Consider the following 21,256-nt stretch of genomic DNA (forward strand, 5'->3'; position numbering starts at 1 on the left):
GGCGGGAAGATGCGCGAACGTAAGGTGAATTTCAATCCGGGTAATTCAGTGCTGCGATAGCACAAAACTATAGAACCAGCCCGCCTTCCAGGACCAGGGTGAACATCGCCTGGGCGAGCGGCGGCATCGGGCTGCGATCACTCGCCAGCAGCCCGACAATATGCGCCTCGTCGGGTTCATTGATCGGGATCGAGCGAAACCCCGGCCCCAGCCCGAAAATCTCCACCAGCTTCTCCGGCAGCACACAGGACCAGTTGCCCGTGCGCACATGCGAGAGCAGCACCATGATCGAGTTCGATTCCACCGCCGGCGGCAAATGTGCGCCGGATCGGCTCAGCAGCCGGTCGATGATGCGCCGGTTCTGCATATCCGGCGTCAGCAGGCAAAGCGGCGTCTGCGAGACTTCGGCCCAGCTCACCGCGTCGCGCTCGCCAAAGGCGGAGAGGGCGCTGGTCACCAGCCGGTAATGCTCTTTATAAAGCGGCGTGAAGCGGAATTTGCCGATCGGCTCGTTATCCAGATAGGTGACGCCGACATCGATTTCAGCGTTCTGCAGCTGCCGCAATATCTCCCCGGAATTGGCGGATTCCACGCTGAAGCGCACATTCGGGTGGCGGGCGCGGAAGGGCGAGGTGAGGCCGGCAACCACCGCCAGCGCCGTCGGGATCACCGAAATCCGCAACAGCCCAGCGAGGCCGCCGCTGGCGGTGGCCAGCTCCAGCCGCATCGAGCGCAGATCGGTGGCGATGCGCCGGGCCCAGCCCAGCACGATCTCGCCTTCCGGGGTGAAGCCCTGAAAGCGCGAGCTGCGAATGACCAGCGGCAAGCCCACCTGCTCCTCCAGCGCGCGGATGCCGGCCGAGAAGCTGGGCTGCGTGACGCCACATGCCTGCGCGGCGCGGCCAAAATTCTTCTCCCGCGCCAGAGCGATGAGATATTCGAATTTGGTGAGGATGAGGACGCTCCCGGGCTGCGGGCTCAGATTATCGGGGGGTGGCGCGGGCTGTCAAAGCCCAGATGCGCCGGCTTTGCGCATTGCCGTTTGCCGGCATCGCCGCCATGATAAGCCAACCCGGCCTGAGCGAGGCTGGGAGAACCAATTGGCCGCCAGGATCAGAGTGCGAATCCGGCGGCAGGGGAGGCAGCGGGGCCATGAGTTTGTCTACATCCGCGCGCGCGGTTCAATCCGGCCCGGCGCATGATGAGTCAGAGCAGACGCCGATGGGGGGCGAGCAGACGCCGGTGCGCGCGCTCAATCTGCTCTCCTTGTCGCTGATCGCCCTGGGGCTGGGTATTTTCACCGGCGCCGGCGCGGCCTTGTTCCGGGCGCTGATCGGGCTGATCCATAATCTCGGCTTCCTGGGGCAGCTCTCCTGGCATTACGACGCGAATCATTTCACCGCCGGCTCGCCCTGGGGCGCGCTCATCATTCTCGTGCCGGTCATTGGCGGGCTGGTGGTGACGTTTCTGGTGGTGAATTTCGCCCCGGAGGCGCGCGGCCATGGCGTGCCGGAGGTGATGGACGCGATCTTCTATAAAAGCGGCGTCATTCGCCCGGTGGTGGCGGTGGTGAAATCATTGGCCTCGGCGGTGGCCATCGGCACCGGGGCGGCGGTCGGCCGGGAAGGGCCGATCATCCAGATCGGTTCGGCGCTGGGCTCGACGCTGGGGCAGCTCATCAGGATGCCGGCGGATCAGCGGATCATTCTGGTCGCCTCCGGGGCAGGGGCCGGGATCGCGGCGACCTTTAACACACCCATCGGCGGGGTGATGTTCGCCATCGAGCTAATGATGCCCGAAATCGGGGTGACGGCGTTTTTGCCGGTGGCGCTGGCGACGGGGGCGGCCACCTTCATCGGGCGTGCCTTTTTTGGCGACCAGCCGGCTTTCTTCGTGCCGCCCTTGCCGTCGCTTGGCACCGGACCGGACGCCGCCGCGACCTTGCTGCTGTTCGCCGTGCTGGGCGGGCTGATCGGCGTCGCGGCCTGGGGCTTCATTCGGGGTCTGCATCTGGCGGAGGATGCGTTTGAGCGGATCCCGAATCGCTATCTGCGCCATGCGCTGGGCATGGCGATGGTGGGGCTGCTGTTCTACCTGCTCTATCGCACGCTCGGGCATTATTATGTCGATGGCGTCGGTTATGCGACGATCGAGGCGATTCTCACCGGCCAGCTCGGCACCAGCCTGCCGGTGCTCGGCAGCTTGCTGCTGTTCCTGTTCCTGGCCAAGCTGTTCGCCACCTCGGTCAGCCTCGGCTCCGGTTCCTCGGGCGGCATCTTCTCGCCCTCGCTGTTCATGGGGGCGGCGATCGGCGGCGCCTTCGCCGCGGCGCTGAAGGCGCTGCATGTGCCGTTGCCGATCGACGTGGCGAGCTTCGCCATGGTCGGCATGGCGGCGATGGTGGGCGGCGGCACCGGCGCGGTGATGACGGCGGTGGCGATGATCTTCGAGATGACGCGCGATTACGGCATCGTCATGCCGATGATCGTCGCGGTCGCGGTGGCGGTCGGGGTGCGCCGGCTGCTCTCGCCGGAGAATATCTATACGGTCAAGCTGGTCGGGCGCGGCCACAGCATTCCCCGGGCGCGCCATGCCAACATGTTCCTGGTCCGCCGGGCGCGCGACATCATGGTGCGCAGCGTGACCATCCTGCCCGCCGAGACCAGCTTCGAGGCGTTTCTGAGCGCCGAGGAGGAGACCGGGCGGATGCGCCATGTGGTGGTGACGCAAGCCGGGCAGATCCGCGGCGTGCTGCGGGTGAATATGGCGCTGCGGCGGGGGCTGGCGGAAGATGAGCGCGGGATCACGCTCGGCGATCTGGCCAGCCGGGATTTCACCATCGTGCGCGAAAACACCATGGCTTTCGATGTGATCCGCCGGCTCTGGGGAAAGCAGGCGATCATGGCGGTTGTGGTGGGCGATGGCGTCGGCGCGCCGCGCGCCGAGGATGTGTGCGGAGTGATCACCAAGGAGCACGTGGCGGACAGCGTCGCGGCGAATGTCGCCGATTACAGGAATGATTGAGCCGGGGTGAGCTTCAGGGAAGCGCGCGCCCGGTGGTGGAGCCGCGCGCCAGGCAGCGCCCGCCGAGGACCATCTTGCGCAGCGGCGCGTCCGGGTCCTCCAGCCGCTCCAGCAGGAGCTGCATGGCGGTGCGGCCCATCGTCGCCACCGGCTGCTCGATCACCGTCAGCCCGGGGCCGATCAGATCGGTCCAGCTTTCATTGTCGAACCCCGCCACCGCGAGGTCGTCGGGCATCGATTTGCCGGCGCCGCGCAGGGCCCGCACCACCCCCATCAGCAACAGCCCGTTGGAGGCGATGACCGCTTCCGGCGCGGGGCCGCGTTTGAACCAGCCCGCCACCTCCTCCTCCGCCGCCTTGATGCTGGGGGGGATGAAGCGCGCCGAGGGGGTGAGGCCGAAGCGGCGCATCGCCTCCTCATAGCCCAGCCGGCGTTCGACGCCGGTGGTGGAGGCGTTGCCGAACAGCCCCTCGATGCGCCGATAGCCGCGGTCGCGCAGATGCTCGACCAGCAGCGCGGCGGCGCCGGCATTGTCCAGCACCACCGCATCCTGGCCGCAGCCGGGCTCGGCGCGGTCGATCAGCACCATCGGGAAATTGAACTGGCGTTTGGCGAGCTTGCCCACCGTGGCGCGGGTGGGGGCGAAGATGACGCCGGTGACGCGCTCCTCCTCCATCAGCTGCAGGTAGAGCGCCTCCTTGTCCGGATTTTCGTCGGTATTGCAGAGGATGACCCGCAGCCCGGCCTTGTAGGCTTCATCCTCCACGGCGCGGGCCACGGCGGTGAAGAACGGGTTGGAGATATCCGCCACGATCAGCCCGATGGTCTGCGACTCCTGCGAGCGCAGGCGCCGCGCCGAGAGGTTGGGGCGGTAGCCGGTGGCTTTCACCGCCTCCTCGACCTTGGCGCGCAAGGCGGCGCTCACCTGCCCGCCGGCCAAGGCGCGGGATACGGTGGCGGGGGACACGTTCGCCCTGGCTGCAACGTCTTTGATGCTTACGCTCATGCTTCCTCCGGTTTCGCCTAAAAGCACGAAATCGTTCTCAGTCAAATGAGCGCTGAATCGCCGGAAAAAGCAAGAGACAAGCATGATGTTGCGTCCTGAATGGCACGCGATGCGGGATAATGCTTGACATGGAAACTGAAAACGATTTCAGTTGGCCGCAAATATGCCTGAGGAAATGCCATGTCCATGACACCGCCAGATCACCTACTGGGCCGGGAATTTGTCCGGCTGAACGCCACGCCCGCCAGCAAGGAAGACGCGATCGCGCAAGCTTGCCAGCTGCTCGTGGCGGCGGGTTGCGTGGAGCCGGCATTCGGGGAGTCGATGCTGCGGCGCGAGGCGGTGGCGAATACCTTCCTTGGCCATGGCGTGGCGATTCCGCACGGGCTGGGTGAGGATAAGGGGCTGATCCAGCGCGACGGCATCGCGGTGCTGCAGGTGCCGGCCGGGGTGGAATGGAATGAAGGGCAGCGCGCGCATCTGGTGGTGGCGATCGCCGCCCGGGGCGATGCGCATATCACCATCCTGCGCCGTCTGACCCGCTTGATCCAGGATGATGCCAGGCTGCAGGCGCTGTTCTCCACCGCCGACGCGGATGCCATCCTGCACGCCTTGGCCAGTGACGGGCCGCGCCAGGACGCCCCGGCGGCAAAGGATTTCAGCCAGGCTTTCGAGTGGGTTGTGGATTATCCCGCCGGGCTGCATGCGCGTCCGGCCAGCGCCTGGGTGGATGTGGTGCGCGCCCATGGCGTGCCGGTGCGGGTGCGCCATGGCCAGGAGATGGCGGATGCGCGCAACCTGGTTTCGCTGCTGCAGCTCGGGCTGCGGCGGGGCGATGCGGTGACGGTGTCCGCCGAAGGGGAGGGCGCCGAGGCGGCTCTGGCGGCGTTGCGCGCCAAGATCACCGGGCTGACCGCGCAGGAGGTGGCGGATGCCGCCGCCGCCGCGGCGAAGCAGGCGGCCGCTCCGGTGCGCGGCTGGACCCCGCCCGGCAGCCCGTTGACGATTTCCGGCATCGCCGCCAGCCCGGGCCTGGCCATCGGCAGGCTGCACGTGCTGCGGGGCGACGCGCTGGAGATTCCTGACCAGCCGGTGGCGCTCGCGCAAGGCGGGCAGTTGCTGCATGAGGCCCTGACCAACACCCGCCAGCAGCTGGTGGCGCTGGCGGACGCCACCGCCCGCCGCCTGGGCGCGCAGGATGCGCAGATTTTCAAGGCGCAGGCCGAGCTGTTGAACGATTCGGACCTGATCACGCTGAGCTGCCAGCTGATGGTGGAAGGCCATGGCCCGGCCTTCGCCTGGAACGAGGCGGTGAACCGCATGGCCGCCCGGCTCGGCGCGCTGGGCAACCCGGTGCTCGCCGCCCGCGCGGCGGATCTGCGCGATGTTGGAAGGCGGGTGCTCTCCTGGCTCGACCCCTCCATCGCCTCGGGCTCGCTCACCGAGCTGCCGGAGGCGCCGTGCATTCTGGTGGCGCAGGATCTCTCCCCCTCCGATACGGCCGGTCTGGATATCAACCGCGTGCTGGGGCTGGCGATGATCCAAGGCGGGCCGACCGCGCATAGCGCGATTCTGGCCCGCACCCTGGGTCTGCCCGCCATCGTCGCCGGCGGCGAGGCATTGGCGCAGGAGGCGCTCTCCGGGCAGCTCGCCATCGTCGATGGTCAGACCGGACGGCTTTATCTCAACCCCTCGCCGGAGGATGTGGCCTCGGCGCAAGACTGGGCGGCGGGCTTGCGCGCCACCCGGGCGCGCGAGGAGGCTGAGCGCGCCCGCCCGGCCACCACCACCGATGGCGTGCCTATCGAGGTGGCGGCGAATGTGAACCGGCCGGACCAGGTGCCGATGGCGCTGGCCGAAGGGGCCGAGGGGGTGGGGCTGATGCGCACCGAATTCCTGTTCCTGGAAAGCGGCGCGACGCCCAGCGAGGATGAGCAGCTGGCGATCTATCGGGGCATGATCGAGGCGCTGGAGGACAGGCCGCTGATCATCCGCGCCCTGGATATCGGCGGCGACAAGCAGGTGGCGCATCTGCATCTGCCGCGGGAGGAAAACCCCTTCCTGGGCGTGCGCGGGGCCCGGCTGCTGTTGCGCCGGCAGGATCTGCTGCTGCCGCAGCTGCGCGCCATCTATCGCGCGGCGGGGCAGGGCGGGAAGGTATCGATCATGTTCCCAATGGTGACCTCGGTGGCCGAGATCATCCGGTTGCGCGAGATCTGCGAGGAGGTTCGCGTTGCGGTGAACGGGCCGGCGCTGCCGATCGGCATCATGATCGAGGTGCCCGCCGCCGCCATCCAGGCCGACAGCCTGGCCGCGCATTGCGATTTCTTCTCCATCGGCACCAATGATCTGACCCAATATACGCTGGCGATCGACCGGCAGAACCCGGAGCTGGCGGCGGAGGCGGACAGCCTGCACCCCGCCGTGCTGCGGCTGATCGCGCAGACCGTGCAGGGGGCGCGGGCGCATGGGCGCTGGGTGGGCGTGTGCGGCGGCATTGCCGGCGATGCGCTGGGCGCGGCCTTGCTGGCCGGGCTGGGGGTGAGCGAGCTCTCGATGACCCCGCGCGACATTCCCGCAGTGAAGGCCAAGCTGCGCGGTGTTGCCTTCAGCGCCCTGAAGGCGCTGGCCGAGCAGGCGCTGGAGGCCGCGAGCGCGGCCGAGGTGCGGGCTCTGGAGCTGCCGTGAGCGCGCCGGTTTTAACCGTCACCCTGAACCCGGCGCTGGACCAGACGGTGCTGCTGGACGGGCTGCGCCCCGGCCAGGTGCATCGCGCCCCGGCGGCCTTTGTGCATGCCGGCGGCAAGGGGGTGAATGTGGCCGCTTGCCTCGCGGATTGGGGCGGCGGCCCGGTTGCGGCCAGCGGGCTGTTGGGGGCGGATAACCAGGCTTCCTTCAGCGCCCTGTTCGCCGCCAAGGGGATCGATGACGGGTTTCTACGCCTCCCCGGGGAAACCCGCACCAACATCAAGCTGAGCCATGATGGCGACACCACCGACATCAACCTGCCCGGCCTGATGGTGCCGGCCGGGATCGGCGCTGCCCTGGCGGACCGGTTGGAGGCCCTGGCGGTGCCGGGGGGCGTGGTGCTGCTGGCCGGCAGCCTGCCGGCCGGGATCGCGCCCGGTTACTACGCCACCCTGATCGCCCGGCTGGCCGCGCGCGGGGTGAGGGTGTTGCTGGATAGCTCGGGCGCGCCGTTGCGGGCCGGGCTGGGTGGCGCGGTGAAGCCCTTTGCCATCAAGCCCAACCGGGCGGAGCTGGAAGAGCTGACCGGCCGGGTTTTGGCTGACGACGCGGCGCTGCTGGCGGCGGCGGGTGAGTTGAATGCCGGCGGCGTTGAGCTGGTCGTCATCTCGCTCGGCGCCGAGGGGGCCTTGTTCGTCACCGCCCGGCAGGCCGTGCACGCCGGCTTGCCGCCCTTGCGGGTGGTCAGCAGCGTCGGCGCCGGGGATGCGATGATGGCGGGGATCATTGCGGCGCTGCGCGACGGGGCGGGGCTGGAGCGGATCGCCCGGCTGGGCACTGCTTTCGCGGCGGCCAAGCTCTCCCGTGCGGGGGCCAATCTGCCGCCGCGCCAGGAGGTCGAGGCATTGGCAAAACAAGTGGTTGTGAAAGACCTGACAAAAATGGAAGCGGAAGGGAAGAGCGTATGACGGAGATTATCGCGTCGGTCGCCGCGGGCAAGGCGGTGGTGCAGGGGGTGCTGGCGGCGGAGGCCTTGCGCAAGGCGGCCAAGCTGCAGGGCCGCAGCATCGAGGTGGAGGTGCATACCGCCGAAGGCGTGCTGAACAAGCTCAGCGCCGCGCAGATGCAGCAGGCCGGCCTGGTGCTGCTGGTGGGCGAGGGGGCGGTGCTGCCCGAGGCCACGGCGCCGCGCGTCACGGCGAGCATCGAACAGGTGCTGGCCGATCCCGCCGCCTTGCTGGGCGGGCCGAAGCAGGCGGTGAAGCGGATTGTCGCCGTCACCTCCTGCCCCACCGGCATCGCGCATACCTTCATGGCCGCCGAGGGGCTGCTGCAGGCCGCCGCCGCGCTGGGCCACGAGATCCGGGTGGAAACCCAAGGCTCCGTCGGCGCGCAGACGCCTTTGACGCCGGAGGAGATTGCCGCGGCGGATCTGGTGATCATCGCCGCCGACCGGCAGGTGGATCTCTCCCGCTTCGCCGGCAAGAGGCTGTTCGAATCCGGCGCCAAAGCCGCGATCAATGATGGACAAAATCTGATCCGTCGCGCCTTCGAGCAGGCATCGCTGCAGGGCGGCGCCACGGGGACGGCGACGCCGCAGAAGGCGGCGGGGGTGAAAACCGGCCCCTACCGGCATCTGATGACCGGCGTCTCCTACATGATCCCGTTCGTGACGGCGGGCGGGCTGTTGATCGCGCTGGCCTTTGCCTTTGGCGGCATCTATGCCACCGAGCCGAGCCATGCCCACAGCTTCGCCGGGGCGTTGTTCGAGATCGGCGCGAAATCCGCCTTCACCTTGTTCGTGCCCATCCTGGGCGGGTTCATCGCCTATTCCATCGCGGACAGGCCAGGGCTGGCGCCGGGCATGATCGGCGGGCTGCTCTCCTCGCTGCTGGGGGCCGGGTTCCTGGGGGCCATCGCCGCCGGCTTCCTGGCCGGGTATTTCACCTCCTGGTTCAACAAAACCCTGAAGCTGCCGCGCGCGCTGGAAGGGCTGAAGCCGGTGCTGATCCTGCCGCTGGCGGGCACGCTGGTGACGGGGCTGGCGATGGTCTACGTGATCGGCACCCCGATCGCCGACATCATGGCCTTCATGACGAACGTGCTGAAATCCATGCAGGGCTCCTCGGCCGTGATTCTCGGGCTGCTGCTCGGCGCGATGATGGCGTTCGACATGGGCGGGCCGGTGAACAAGGCCGCCTACGCCTTCGCGGTCGGGCTGCTCTCCGCGCAGATCTACACGCCGATGGCCGCCGTGATGGCCGCGGGGATGACGCCGCCGCTTGGCATCGCGCTGGCAACCTATCTGTTCCCCAGCCGGTTCAGCCTGGATGAACGCGAATCCGCCCTCTCCACCGGCGCTCTGGGTCTGTCCTTCATCACCGAGGGGGCGATTCCCTTCGCGGCGCGCGATCCGTTCCGGGTGATCCCCTGCAACATGGCCGGCTCGGCCCTGGCCGGGGCGATTTCGATGGCGATGGGCGTGCAGTTGAAGGTGCCGCATGGCGGGATTTTCGTGCTGCCGATCCCGAATGCGGTGACGCATCTGGGGGTCTATGCCATCGCGATTATCGCCGGCAGTGTCGCCACGGCGCTGGCGCTGGGGCTGGCCAAGCGCAACGCCGCCGTTCTGGCCTGAGGCGTGGCGGCTAGAGCCTTCAGCTTTGAGCTGAAGGCTCTAGCTTTCGTTTTGGCGCGCAATTTCATGTGTTTAAGTTGCCGCTGCCGGGTCAACCTCAACACATATCGCTCTAGACGCGCTCTAACGCTTTGATTGAGAGGTTGCTTCACGCTTCAGCTTGATCGCTTCGCGATTCAATCTGAACCATTCAGGCTCTAGAAACAGCTCGGATCATAGCGAACGCAACAGGCCGGTGGGCATCCACCGGCCTGTTGCGCGTTTTGGGCCTGGCTGGCGGGCGCGCGCTCTGGCGGGTTTTCTTGAGAAACCGTTTCTGGTAAGGAGTCCTGCCGTTAATCGATCAGTCTGACCGATTAACGGTCAGTTTCAACATCAACAAAGTTGCGTCCATCCGGTACCGGGGCACGGCAACGTCAGGGAGCGAGACATTGCAACCGCACCAACAAACAGCCCCAGCGGGGCCAGGCGGTCATCACGGCGTGATCGGCAAAATCGTATATGTGTTCGAGCGGGTGCTGCCGGACCCGTTTGTGCTCTCGATCTGGCTGACCGTTCTGGTCGGGCTGCTCGCCATTGCCTTCGCCCCGCATGCGAGCGCGACGACATTGCTGAACAGCTGGTATGGCGGGGCCTTCAAGATCCTGCAATTCGCCTTCCAGATGGTGCTGATCCTGGCCACCGGCTTTGCCGTGGCGGATGCGCCGGTGGTGCGGGCCCTGCTGGAGCGCCTCGCCCGGGGCGCGACCTCCCCCGCGCGCGCCGCCGCCCTGGTGTTCCCGATTGTCGGCCTCGCCGCCTGGGCGAATTGGGGGCTGGGGCTGGTGGTGGCGGCCTTCCTCTCGCGCGCCATCGCCCGCAATACGCGGATCGATTTCGGCTGGCTGGTCGCCGCCTGCTATTCCGCCTGGTCGGTCTGCAATAACGGGCTGTCCAGCTCCATTGCCCTCTCCCAGGCGAGCCACGGCAATGAGATGAATTTCATCGAAAAGGCCACCGGGCAGCTGATCCCGCTCTCCGCGACGATTTTCGCGCCCTTCGTGCTATTGCCCAGCCTCGCGGTGCTGGTGGTGATGGGGTTTGTGTTCGTGCGCATGTATCCCGCCGCCGACGTGCAGCCTCTGGTGCCGGAAGCAGATACGGGTGCGCAGGACAGCCATAGCCGCAGCGCGATCGCGCCGGACTCTTTCGCCGCCCGGCTGGAGCGCTCGCCGATCGGCACGCTGATCCTGCTGGCGATCGGGCTCGGGGTGATTTTCATCGCGGTGCAGGCCCATAAATTCGCGCTGGACATCAACACCACCATCCTGATCTTCCTGCTCGTCGGGCTGGCGCTGCAGGGGCGGCCGATCGCCTACGCCAACGCCATCCGCGCCGCGGTGACGCAATGCGGCGCGATGGTGCTGCAATATCCGATGTATGGCGGGATCATGGGGATCATGGCCGGCACCGGGCTGGCGGCGGCGATCGCCAAGGGTTTCGTCGCCTTCGCCTCGGCCGGCACGCTGCCCTTCTGGAGCTATTGCAGCTCCTTGATCATCACGCTGCTGGTGCCGAGTGCCGGCGGGCATTGGGCCGTGCAAGGACCTTTCGTGGTGCCGGCCGCGGTGGCGCTGCATGCGGATGCCGCGCGCACCGCGATGGGCGTGGCGATGGCGGAGAATGTCTCCAACATGCTGCAGCCCTTCTGGGCGGTGCCGATGGTGGCGATGGCGGGCATCCGCATCCAGAAAGTGATGGGCTACACCGCCATCACCTTTCTGGTCTCGCTGGTGATCTACGCCGCCGCGCTGCTGCTGATCCCGTAGGCGGCGATGACGACGCGCTGATATCGGTAAGGTTATCAGTCGCCTGTCATAGATTATTTTTACTGTGCGACGTAGGTTGATACGATATGGCGCTTTTTGAAAGGAAGCGCCATGAAAAACAGAAAAATCAAAGCAACAAAGCAAATGGCCGGGATTGCCGTTCTGGCCACGATCGCTGGGGTGGGCACGGCACATGCGGATAGCGTGACCCATGACAGTTTCGGCACATTGGCCAACGGCCAGACGGTCGAGCAATACACGCTGACCAACGCGCATGGCATGGTGGTGAAATTCATCACGCTGGGCGGCTGCATCACCGCCATCGATGTGCCGGACCGCGACAACAAGCTCGGCAATGTCGTGCTCGGCTTCAAGGACCTCAACGGCTACGCGGTGAAGAACTCCACCTATTTCGGCGCGATTGTCGGGCGGTATGCCAACCGCATCGCCAAGGGAGAGTTCACGCTGGACGGCAAGACCTACCATCTGCCGATCAATAACGGCGTGAACTCGCTGCATGGCGGCACCACAGGCTTTAATCTGCAGCTCTGGAAGGTTGCGACCAAGACCGTCAATAACGGCGTCGCCGCAGTTCTCACCTATACCAGCCCGGACGGGCAGGACGGCTATCCCGGCACGATGAAGGTGACGGTCACCTACACGTTGGAGGATTCCAACGCGCTGCGGATTGATTACGAAGCGACGACCGACAAGCCGACAGTGATCAACCTCACCAGCCATGATTACTTCAACCTGGATGGCAATGGCTCCGGCTCCGCCCTCGGGCAGCTGGTGCAGATCAACGCCGACAGCTACACGCCGACCGACGCCACCCAGATCCCCACCGGCGAGATCGCGCCCGTGGCGGGCACGCCGATGGATTTCCGCACGCTGCGGCCGATCGATTCGCAGATTTATGACGATTTCCAGCAACTGATCATGGCGCATGGCTATGACCATAACTGGGTGCTGAACAAGCCGCAGCCCGATGCGCTCAGCTTCGCCGCGGAAGCCTACGCGCCGAAGACCGGGCGGATCATGAAGGTCTACACGACGGAACCCGGGGTGCAGTTCTATACCGGCAATTATCTCGACGGCACCACGGTCGGATCCGACGACAAGCTTTACCGCCAGGGCGAGGGCTATACCTTCGAGACCCAGCACTACCCTGATTCGCCGAACGAGCCGAAATTCCCGAGCACCGAGCTGAAGCCGGGTCAGACCTTCAAATCCACCACGGTCTTTAAGTTCTCGACCGACTGAAAATGAAAACGCCGGCCTCGCGGTCGGCGTTCCCGTCTCTTAGAGCGAGATGGGTTTACCCCCACTCGCTCTATTTATGTTTGGCGAGAAACTTTATGACCCTGACTGAGTCCAGTCAGGGTCATTTTACTTTAGAGCCTTCAGCTTTTAGCTGAACGCTCTAGCTTTCATTTTAGCGAGCAATTTCATGTGTTTATTTTGACGCTGGCGCGTCAACCTAAACACATATTGCTCTAGCTTTCGTTTTGGCGAGCAATTTCATGTGTTTATTTTGACGCTGGCGCGTCAACCTAAACACATATTGCTCTAATGGCTATCGCGGGGGATGCCCTTGGTCTGGGCGATTCGCTGGTAGGCGATGGCGGGTTCCAGCACCGCGCCGGTATCCATCTGGCCGACGACGGCGCGTTGCATTTCCTGCCAGGGCGTCTGGTGCGCGGGATATTGATAGCCCCCCGCCGCTTCCAGCGCCACACGGCGCGCCGCCAGTTCCGCCTCCGGCACCAGCATGTCGGCCCGGCCATTCTTGAGATCGATCCTGACCTGGTCTCCGGTTTTCAACAGCGCCAGACCGCCGCCGACCGCCGCCTCGGGAGAAGCGTTGAGGATGGAGGGTGAGCCGGAGGTGCCCGATTGCCGGCCATCGCCGACACAAGGCAGCGAGGTGATGCCGGCCTTGATCAGGTAATCGGGCGCGCGCATGTTCACCACCTCGGCGGTGCCGGGATAGCCGATCGGCCCGGCGCCGCGCATGAACAGGATGCAATTGGCATCGATATTCAGCGCCGGATCGTCGATGCGCGCATGATATTCCTCCGGTCCGTCGAACACGATGGCGCGGCCCTCGAAGGCCTCTTCATCATTCGGGTTGGAGAGGTAGCGGGCGCGGAACTCCTCGGAAATCACACTGGTTTTCATGATCGCGGAGGTGAAGAGATTGCCGCGCAGAACCCGGAATCCCGCCCGTTGTTTCAACGGGTTTTCAAAAGGCCGGATCACCGCCTCGGCCATGATCTCCGCCCCCCGGCAATTCTCGCCAAGGGTCCGGCCATTCACCGTCAGCGCCTCCTCATGGATCAAGCCATGGCGCATCAGCTGGTTGACCACCGCCGGCACCCCGCCGGCGTGATAATAATCCTCGCCGAGATATTCACCCGCCGGCTGCAGATTGACGAGAAGCGGGATCTCCTCGCCGTAGGTCTGCCAATCATCGATGCTGAGCTCAACGCCGATATGGCGTGCCAGCGCGTTCAGATGGATGGGCGCGTTGGTCGAGCCGCCGATGGCGGAATTGACGCGGATCGCGTTGATGAAGGCTTCGCGCTTGAGAATATCAGAGGGTTTCAGATCCTCATGCACCATCTCGACGATCCGCAGCCCGGTCAGGTAGGCCATCTCCTGCCGGTCCCGGTAGGGCGCGGGAATGGCGGCGGAGCCGGGCAACTGCATGCCCAAAGCTTCCGCCAGGGAGTTCATCGTCGTGGCGGTGCCCATCGTGTTGCAATAGCCGGTGGAGGGGGCGGAGGAGGCGACCAGCTTGATGAAGCCCGCCTCGTCGATCTCGCCCTTGGCCAGCAATTCCCGCGCTTTCCAGACGATGGTTCCAGATCCTGTCCGCTCGCCGCGAAACCAGCCATTCAGCATCGGGCCTACGGAGAGGGCGATTGCGGGAATGTTCACGGTCGCCGCCGCCATCAGGCAGGCCGGGGTGGTCTTGTCGCAGCCGATGGTGAGCACCACCCCGTCCAGCGGATAGCCGTAGAGCAGCTCCACCAGCCCAAGATAAGCGAGATTGCGGTCCAGCCCCGGTGCCGGGCGCTTGCCGGTTTCCTGAATCGGGTGCACGGGAAATTCCAGCGGAATGCCGCCGGCTTCGCGAATCCCTTCCTTCACCCGGGTGGCGAGTTCAATGTGATGCCGGTTGCAAGGGGAGAGATCGGAACCGGTCTGGGCGATGCCGATGATCGGCCGCCCATCCTGAAGCTCCTTCTGGCTGATGCCGAAATTCATGTAACGTTCGATGTGCAGCGCCGTCATGTCCGGGTTGGCGGGATCGTCGAACCAGGCGCGGGAACGTAGCTTGGGAGGTGTCGTGGTCATGGGCAACTCTTTTCAAAAAGAGGCGGATGGAGGCTGGCGGCGGCTCATGTCCCCCAACGCAGCACAAGCGGATCGAGCGGGCGGGCGAGGGCGAGCAGCCCTTCGCGTTCGGCGGGGTGAACCGGCGCGATCGGGTGGCGCAGCCCATCATGCGCGATCACGCCGCCCGCGCGCATCAGGATTTTCGCCGTGGCAAAGCCACATTGGCGGTTTTCCCAGTTGATCAGGGGCAGCCAGCGCATATAGGCCTGCGTGGCTTTTTCCGGCTCGCCGGCAAACCAGGGATCGATGATCTGGCGGATGCCATCCGGAAAGCCGCCGCCGGTCATGGCGCCGGTGGCGCCGGCGGCGAGATCCGCCATCAGCGTGATCGCCTCCTCGCCATCCCACGGCCCCAGCACGGCGTCCCCGCCTTCCTCGATCAAGGCGCGCAATTTCGACGCGGCGCGCGGCACCTCGATTTTGAAGTAGGCGAGATTGCCGATCTCTTTGGCCATGCGGGCCAGCAGCGCCACGCTGAGCGGCGTGCCGGCGACCGGCGCATCTTGCACCATTACCGGAATCGTGATCGCCCCGGCGACGCGCTGGTAAAATTCATAAATCTCCGCCTCGCCGACGCGAATGGTGGCGCCATGGTAAGGCGGCATCACCATCACCATCGCCGCCCCCGCCGCTTCGGCGCGGCGCGAGCGGGCGGCGCAGACGGCGCTGCTGAAATGGCTGGTGGTGACGATGACCGGAACACGCCCCGCGACATGCGCGAGGCAGTCCAGCATCAAAATCTCACGCTCTTCATCGCTGAGCGCGAATTGTTCGGAGAAATTCGCCAGAATACAGATGCCGTTTGAGCCGGCATCGATCATGAAGTCTAGCGCGCGTCTTTGCCCCGCCAGATCCAGCCCGCCTTGCGCATCGAAGATGGTCGGGGCGACGGGAAAGACGCCCCGATAGACCGGGGCGCTCATTGCGCCGCCGCCCGGTATTCCCGCTTGACGATGTCCAGCAATTCCATGACCGAGGTTTCGGCGGAGCGGCCTTCGAAGGTGCAGGTGCCGCGCTGAACCATCATCACCTTGTCGGCGACATCCAGCGTCTGCGCGTAATTATGCGCGATCATGATCAGCGAGACATCGCCGCGGGCCTTCAACCGTTCGATCAGCGCGATGATCATCCCCGCCTCGCGCGCGCCCATGGCGGCCAGCGGCTCGTCCAGCAGCAGCACGCGGGCATTGGAGGAGACCGCCCGGGCAATGGCGATGGCCTGGCGCTGGCCACCGGAGAGCATGCCAACTTCCTCATCGACGGAGGGCACATTCACCCCGATATCGGCGAGTGCCGCCGCGGCGCGCTCGCGCATCGCCTTGTGATCGAGAAACGGCGTGCCCGGCTTGCGCAGCTCGCGGTTCAAAAACATGTTGTGATAGACGGAGAGCGTGTTGACCAGGGCGAGGTCCTGATAAACGCATTCGATGCCGTGGCTGCGCGCATGATCAACCGATTCAAACGCCACCTGTTGCCCCTTGACCAGCAACTCGCCGCTGCTGGGCGCATGAAACCCCGAGAGGATTTTCATCAGCGTCGATTTGCCAGCCCCGTTATCACCCAGTATGCCCAGCATTTCGCCTGGTTTCAGGTTCAGGGAAATGCCGTGCAGGGCCTGTACCCGGCCGAAGCGTTTGGTGATGTTGCGCGCTTCCAGCGCGTAGGTTGTGTCGCTCATGTCAGGTCCGGCTCCGGCGGCGCCAGGCCGCGAATTGCACGTTGGAGATCATGGTGATGAGAATGGCAGCACCGGTGATGATGTCGAAGGTGAAGGCGTTGATGCCCAACAAAGTGAAGCCATCCTGCAGAATGCCCAGCACCGCGGCGCCGATCAGCCCGCCCAGAATAGTGCCCGAGCCGCCCATCAGCGAGGTGCCGCCGATCACCGCCGAGGCGATGGCGAGGAACATCACATTCGCGCCGCCGGCATTCGGGTCGATGGAGGTGACATGAAACGCGTTGAGAATTCCAGCGAACCCGCCGAGCAGGCTGCAGAGCATAAAATTGCCGATCTTGATCCGCCGGATATGGATGCCAGCCTCCGCCGCTCCGGTGGGGTTGCCGCCGACGGCCACGGTATGCAGCCCCCAGCGCGTGTGCCGCAGCATGATATGCATGCCCAAGGCAATCACGACCGCCCAGAGGATTTCGCTGTAATCCCAGCCGCCGAGCACGAAGCCCGTGGCGCCGGCCGGGGTGTCGATCGGAAAGCCGCCGCTGATCGTCAGGGTCAGCCCGTTGAAGAGCAGCATCGCGCCGAGCGTGGTGATGAAGGAGGGTACGCCAAAGCGCACAGTGATCAACCCGATGAACAGCCCGAGCAGCGCTGAGGCCAGGAGGGCCGCGATCACGCCCAGGATCACCGGCAGTCCGGCGAGTATGGCAAAATGCATGATGAACGGGGCCAGGGCGAAGACCTGGCCGACCGAAAGATCGACCTCGCCGGCGATGAGCAGCATGATCTCACCGCAGGCGATCAGCGTCCAGGGTGCGAAAAACTGGCTCACCGTCTGCAGATTTGCGTCGGTGAAGAAATTCGGCGTCAAAATCTGGAAGACGATGACCAGCACGATGCCAGCCAGCAGAATACTCGCCTCGGGTTTGCGCAATAATAGCGTCGGCAGAGTGGCTTTTGTCTTATTCACGTTCGTTTCATCCCAAATGCAAGAATGCTGGCTGGCGCGCGGTTACGCCGAAATCGGGCCGGAGCGCGGCACGATCTGTTGTTTCGCGCTATTGCCTTCATAGCGGGTGGAGGTGTTCAGGTAGGGGCCGACATTGTCCTTGGTGACGAATTTCAGGCCGGTATTGATATCCGCCGGGCCAACCAGGCCGCCGGAGGCGAGATACATGACCATCTCCATCACCGTGTAGAAGCCCTGCAGGTAAGGCTGCTGGTCGATGGTGAAATCCAGCACGCCGGCATGGATGGCTTCCAGTGTGCGGGGCACGAGATCGAACCCGCCGCCATGCACGCCCTTCTTGTCCAGATTGAATTCCTGCATCACCTGGCCGATGGATTGGGTCGAGCCCGCATCCACCGCGAACATGCCCTTCACGTCCTGATGCCCGAGATAATAGGCTTTGATCTTGGGCAGTTCTTCATCGATGGTGGCGCCGGTGGCGATTTCCTCGTAGGTGATCGGCTTGCCGGAGGCCTTGATCGCCGCCGCCGCGCCGTCGATCCGCGGCTGGATGTTCAGCTGGCCGGGGGTGGCGATGAACAGCCCGACATGGCCGCTGCCGACGAGATCGACAATCTTCTGGCCCATCTGAAAGCCGGATTTGTAGAGATCCTGCCCGATATAAGCGAGACGCTTATTGTCGCTGTTGGCCGGCGCGTCGGCATTGTAGGAAAATACCGGAATGCCGGCCTGCAAGGCGGCGTCGGTCGGGCCGTTGAAGGCCTTGGGGTCGACGATGGCGACGGCGATGGCGTCGGCCTTGCCGGCGATGGCGGCGTTCATCGCATTCACCATCTCGCCGACCACGGCGGTCTCCGAGCCGGTCCATTGGTAATCGCAACCGAAATAGGCGCACGCATCCTGGATGCCATATTGCGTCGGCACGAAGAACGGGTTGGTGGTGACGTGATTCACGAACACCAGCTTCCAGCGCTTATGCTTGGGCAGGGGACCAGATTCCGCCGCCTGGGCGGTCTTCGACATCGCCGCCATGCCGGCCGCCGCGGCCAGCAAGGCAGGGCCGCCTTGCACCATCATGCGCCGCTTCAGATTGAGCAAACCTTTGGATTTTTCAGTGTCGTCCATTTTGGTTGGTTCCTCGGAGGTTATTGTTGCTTACGGAATGAAAAATATTTTAGGCGTTGAGCGATAGCAGTCAAATGCTTAATAGCGGGCATTTGATATCTTATTTATTATCGGTTTCGCCGGCGATCAGCCGGCGAAATCCGGGCAAGGCAGGCCGGCAAGCCCCGGCTGCAGCGCGAACAAGCCACCCGCCATGGGTTCGCGGGCGCGCTGCGCGGGGTTCAGCCCAATCGCGGCGGTGGTCACGTAAAGCGTCTCCAGCCGCTCACCGCCGAAGCAGCAGCTGGTAACTTGGGAAACCGGCAAGGCGATGGCGCGGTCCAGCCGGCCATCCGGGGTGAAGCGGCTGACGCGTGCGCCGCCCCAATGCGCCACCCACAGCCCGCCTTGTGCGTCCAGCGTCATGCCATCCGGATAGCCATCCGCTTCGGTGAAGCGGATGAAAGGCTGGCGCGGCGCCAGCGTGCCATCCGTTTGGCGGGCGTAGCGATAGATCGTGCGCGCGGCTGAATCCGTGTGATAGATGCAGCTGCCGTCTGGCGCGATCGCCGGGCCGTTGGCGATGGTGTAGCCGCGATCGACCAAGCTGGCGGAAAAATCCGGACGCAGATGGTAGAAGCCGCCGCTGGCATTGGCCTCGCCATCATCCATGCTGCCGAACCACAGGCTGCCATCATGGTCGGTTTTCGCATCGTTGAGCCTGTTGCCCGGCCATTCCTCCTCCACGCGGAGGCGCGGGGTGAAATGCGGCTGCGGCTCGATCTGCAAAATGCCGATCTCGTGCGGAAAACCGGCGACGAAACCACCGTCCCTACGCGGCAACAGCCAGGCCAGCCGGTCATGCATCTCCCAGTGCTGGGAGGTGCCGTCCGACGGGCGATGGCGATGCAGCCGCCGGCCTTTGATATCCACCCAATAGAGCGCCTGCTCGCGCTGATGCCAGACCGGGCCTTCACCCAGCAAGGCGCCGGCTTCGCCGCAGAGGCGCGGCTCAGATCCAGCCGCCATCGACCGTGAATTCCTGGGCGGTGCAGGCGGCGCTGTCATCGGCGGCGAGGAACAACGCCATGGCGGTGACATGGTCGGGCATCACCCGTTCCGGCAGGCATTGCTGGCGGGCGCGCTCGGCATCGGCCTCCGGCGTCAGCCAGAGCTGCAGCTGGCGCTCGGTGATGATCCAGCCCGGGACGATGGTGTTGACGCGCACATGCGAGGGCCCGAGATCGCGCGCCAGGCCGCGGGTGAGGCCATGGATCGCCGCCTTCGCCGCCGTGTAGGCCGGCATGCCGCCCTGGCCCTTTTTCCAGGAGGAGGAGCCGAAATTGATGATGCTGCCGGATTGGCGCGCCTGCATCCGCGGCGCCACGGCCTGGGCGGCGAAGAATTGCGGGCGCAGATTCACCGCCATCCGCTCATCCCAAAATTCCGGCGTCACCTCTTCGATTTTGTGGCGCTGGTCATTGGCGGCGTTGTTGACCAGCACGTCGATATCGCCAAGCTCCTGCTGCGCCTGGGCGATGCTGGCGCGCAGGGAAGCGATGTCGCGAATGTCGCAAGGGATGAAGAGTGGCGTGTGCCCGGTCTCCGTGCCAAGGCGCGCGGCCAAAGCGCGGCTGGGCTCTTCGGCGATGTCGATGAACGCCACCTTGGCGCCCTGCGCGGCAAAGCCCGCGGTCAGCGAGGCGCCGATGCCGGTGCCGCCACCGGTGATGAAAACCACGCGGTCCTTCAGGCTGGGGTAGGAGGCGGTTAGGATCTTTGTCATTTTTTCTCCTTGGACTGGCTTTGCGGCAGGCGCCGCGCGGCGCCGGGATTCGCCGCGACGCGCGATTTTGGGTAGGGCATGGGCAGAATAGCGGTCAAATGCGAAAATGCGGGCGTTCGATAATGTTTTGAATATCGTTCAGCCCGTAGCGCGGAATTTCTCAGGGTAACGGCGGGCCGCCAGCCCCAGGATCGCATCATGCATCACCCGCGCCCCTGGCGAGAGCGGCCGCTCCGCCAGGCGCAGCACACCATAAGGCTGCAGGAACACGCGCTCGGGAAATTCCAATATCCGCAGCCGGCTCATATCGGACATCAGCTTCGCGACATTCCATTCCAGCGAGGTGATTGCATCGGACTGGTTGACCATGATCAGCGACATCACCGCCGAGGTGGAATTGACGATGGAGCGTGGCATCGCCACGCCGGCGGCGAGGAAGAGCTGTTCGACCTTCTGGCGCAGCGGCGCCCCGCGCGGCTGCAGCACAAAGGGAAATTCCGCCAGCTCGGCGAGGCTGACATTCTTGCGGCCGGCCAGAGGGTGTGTCTCCCGACAGAGCAGATGCAGCTCCTCGCCCCATAATTCCTGGTAGGCGAATTGCTTCGGGTCCATGTCGCCGGGGATGCGCGCCAGGGCGAAATCGATCTCGCCATCCAGCAGCTTTGTCGCCAGCACGTCGCTGATATTGTGCTCGACGGTGATTTGCAGCCCAGGATGATGGCCACGCACCTCCTCGATCGCATCGACCAGCAGCTCGATCATCGGCGCCATCACCGTGCCGATGCAGACCATGCCGGTCTGGCCCTTGGTGAAGGCGTTCATCTCCATCGCCGCCTGGGTCAGGGTGCGCAGCGCCATGCCGCCATTGCGGATCAGGATCTCGCCCTGCACCGTCGGCAGCAGGCCGCGCGGATGCCGCTCGAACAAAGGCTGGCCGAAAATCGCCTCGACCTCCGCCAGCAATTTCGAGGCGGCGGGCTGGGCGATGTTCATATGTTCGGCGGCGCGGTGCAGATTGCGCTGCTCGTCGATCGCCAGCAGCAATTGCAGATGCCGCAGCTTCAGGCGCGAGCGCAGGAACCAGTCTGGTGCGAGACCGTGCGGCATACGCTCAGCCCAGGCCCGGCCGATGGCGCCAGATGCGTCGCATGA

General features: G+C 65.1%; 16 protein-coding genes. 6 read left to right on the forward strand and 10 right to left on the reverse strand.

The features are described 5' to 3' along the window. Positions 1-67: 67 nt before the first annotated feature. Positions 68-982 carry a LysR family transcriptional regulator gene (locus ACZ46S_RS02340; RefSeq protein WP_464064314.1) on the reverse strand — a complete coding sequence of 305 codons (915 nt, stop codon included), beginning with the start codon at positions 980-982 and terminating at the stop codon, positions 68-70. A 170-nt stretch (positions 983-1,152) separates the two neighbouring features. Here ACZ46S_RS02340 and ACZ46S_RS02345 point away from each other — a divergent pair, with 170 nt between their 5' ends. Further along, positions 1,153-3,024 carry a chloride channel protein gene (locus tag ACZ46S_RS02345; RefSeq protein WP_464063219.1) on the forward strand — a complete coding sequence of 624 codons (1,872 nt, stop codon included), beginning with the start codon at positions 1,153-1,155 and terminating at the stop codon, positions 3,022-3,024. Between the two features lie 13 nt (positions 3,025-3,037). Here ACZ46S_RS02345 and ACZ46S_RS02350 read toward each other — a convergent pair whose 3' ends face one another. After that, positions 3,038-4,030: a LacI family DNA-binding transcriptional regulator gene (locus tag ACZ46S_RS02350; RefSeq protein WP_464063220.1), complete on the reverse strand. Its 993-nt coding sequence runs from the start codon at positions 4,028-4,030 to the stop codon at positions 3,038-3,040. A gap of 180 nt (positions 4,031-4,210) precedes the next feature. On the opposite strand from ACZ46S_RS02350, the gene ptsP reads away from it, so the two are divergent. From ptsP to ACZ46S_RS02375, 5 genes are all read left to right on the forward strand, one after another. Next, on the forward strand, positions 4,211-6,718 hold the full coding sequence (gene ptsP / locus ACZ46S_RS02355) for a phosphoenolpyruvate--protein phosphotransferase (RefSeq protein WP_464063221.1): 2,508 nt from the start codon (positions 4,211-4,213) through the stop codon (positions 6,716-6,718). Next, positions 6,715-7,686, forward strand: a complete 972-nt coding sequence (gene pfkB, locus ACZ46S_RS02360; protein ID WP_464063222.1) for a 1-phosphofructokinase — start codon at positions 6,715-6,717, stop codon at positions 7,684-7,686. Before ptsP ends, pfkB begins: the two co-directional genes overlap by 4 nt. Further along, positions 7,683-9,356, forward strand: coding sequence for a fructose-specific PTS transporter subunit EIIC (locus ACZ46S_RS02365; protein WP_295740730.1), 1,674 nt, complete (start codon positions 7,683-7,685; stop codon positions 9,354-9,356). Before pfkB ends, ACZ46S_RS02365 begins: the two co-directional genes overlap by 4 nt. Before the next feature lie 482 nt (positions 9,357-9,838). After that, positions 9,839-11,164 (forward strand): TIGR00366 family protein, encoded by a 1,326-nt coding sequence (locus ACZ46S_RS02370; protein ID WP_464063223.1) that lies wholly within the window; start codon positions 9,839-9,841, stop codon positions 11,162-11,164. 144 nt (positions 11,165-11,308) lie between these two features. After that, complete coding sequence (locus ACZ46S_RS02375; RefSeq protein ID WP_295740734.1) at positions 11,309-12,427, forward strand: aldose epimerase family protein; 1,119 nt, start codon at positions 11,309-11,311, stop codon at positions 12,425-12,427. 306 nt (positions 12,428-12,733) lie between these two features. On the opposite strand, the gene ACZ46S_RS02380 is transcribed toward ACZ46S_RS02375, so the two are convergent. The 8 genes from ACZ46S_RS02380 to ACZ46S_RS02415 all read right to left on the reverse strand — a co-directional run bounded on the left by ACZ46S_RS02380 (position 12,734) and on the right by ACZ46S_RS02415 (position 21,211). After that, entirely contained in the window at positions 12,734-14,527 is a 1,794-nt protein-coding gene (locus ACZ46S_RS02380; protein WP_464063224.1) for an IlvD/Edd family dehydratase, read from the reverse strand. 44 nt (positions 14,528-14,571) lie between these two features. Beyond that, positions 14,572-15,492, reverse strand: a complete 921-nt coding sequence (locus ACZ46S_RS02385) for a dihydrodipicolinate synthase family protein (RefSeq protein WP_464063225.1) — start codon at positions 15,490-15,492, stop codon at positions 14,572-14,574. Then, a complete protein-coding gene (locus tag ACZ46S_RS02390) occupies positions 15,489-16,247 on the reverse strand; it encodes an ATP-binding cassette domain-containing protein (protein ID WP_464063226.1) in 759 nt (252 codons plus the stop codon). The genes ACZ46S_RS02385 and ACZ46S_RS02390 overlap by 4 nt, the downstream gene beginning before the upstream one ends. Position 16,248: 1 nt before the next feature. Further along, positions 16,249-17,214 (reverse strand): ABC transporter permease, encoded by a 966-nt coding sequence (locus tag ACZ46S_RS02395; RefSeq protein WP_464063227.1) that lies wholly within the window; start codon positions 17,212-17,214, stop codon positions 16,249-16,251. Positions 17,215-17,256: 42 nt separating this feature from the next. Beyond that, entirely contained in the window at positions 17,257-18,339 is a 1,083-nt protein-coding gene (locus ACZ46S_RS02400; RefSeq protein ID WP_295740744.1) for a sugar ABC transporter substrate-binding protein, read from the reverse strand. Between the two features lie 126 nt (positions 18,340-18,465). Then, on the reverse strand, positions 18,466-19,347 hold the full coding sequence (locus ACZ46S_RS02405) for an SMP-30/gluconolactonase/LRE family protein (RefSeq protein WP_464063228.1): 882 nt from the start codon (positions 19,345-19,347) through the stop codon (positions 18,466-18,468). Beyond that, positions 19,331-20,104, reverse strand: coding sequence for an SDR family NAD(P)-dependent oxidoreductase (locus tag ACZ46S_RS02410; protein WP_464063229.1), 774 nt, complete (start codon positions 20,102-20,104; stop codon positions 19,331-19,333). Before ACZ46S_RS02410 ends, ACZ46S_RS02405 begins: the two co-directional genes overlap by 17 nt. A 138-nt stretch (positions 20,105-20,242) precedes the next feature. Further along, complete coding sequence (locus tag ACZ46S_RS02415) at positions 20,243-21,211, reverse strand: LysR family transcriptional regulator (RefSeq protein WP_295740750.1); 969 nt, start codon at positions 21,209-21,211, stop codon at positions 20,243-20,245. Positions 21,212-21,256: the final 45 nt, after the last annotated feature.

The organism is Acidocella aluminiidurans (assembly GCF_055383125.1).

Coding starts and splice junctions, on each gene's coding strand:
- ACZ46S_RS02345 (WP_464063219.1), top strand. CDS start 1,153: ATGAGTTTGTCTACATCCGCGCGCGCGGTTCAATCCGGCCCGGCGCAT.
- ACZ46S_RS02350 (WP_464063220.1), bottom strand. CDS start 4,030: ATGAGCGTAAGCATCAAAGACGTTGCAGCCAGGGCGAACGTGTCCCCC.
- ptsP (WP_464063221.1), top strand. CDS start 4,211: ATGTCCATGACACCGCCAGATCACCTACTGGGCCGGGAATTTGTCCGG.
- ACZ46S_RS02365 (WP_295740730.1), top strand. CDS start 7,683: ATGACGGAGATTATCGCGTCGGTCGCCGCGGGCAAGGCGGTGGTGCAG.
- ACZ46S_RS02375 (WP_295740734.1), top strand. CDS start 11,309: ATGGCCGGGATTGCCGTTCTGGCCACGATCGCTGGGGTGGGCACGGCA.
- ACZ46S_RS02380 (WP_464063224.1), bottom strand. CDS start 14,527: ATGACCACGACACCTCCCAAGCTACGTTCCCGCGCCTGGTTCGACGAT.
- ACZ46S_RS02385 (WP_464063225.1), bottom strand. CDS start 15,492: ATGAGCGCCCCGGTCTATCGGGGCGTCTTTCCCGTCGCCCCGACCATC.
- ACZ46S_RS02390 (WP_464063226.1), bottom strand. CDS start 16,247: ATGAGCGACACAACCTACGCGCTGGAAGCGCGCAACATCACCAAACGC.
- ACZ46S_RS02400 (WP_295740744.1), bottom strand. CDS start 18,339: ATGGACGACACTGAAAAATCCAAAGGTTTGCTCAATCTGAAGCGGCGC.
- ACZ46S_RS02405 (WP_464063228.1), bottom strand. CDS start 19,347: ATGGCGGCTGGATCTGAGCCGCGCCTCTGCGGCGAAGCCGGCGCCTTG.
- ACZ46S_RS02410 (WP_464063229.1), bottom strand. CDS start 20,104: ATGACAAAGATCCTAACCGCCTCCTACCCCAGCCTGAAGGACCGCGTG.
- ACZ46S_RS02415 (WP_295740750.1), bottom strand. CDS start 21,211: ATGCCGCACGGTCTCGCACCAGACTGGTTCCTGCGCTCGCGCCTGAAG.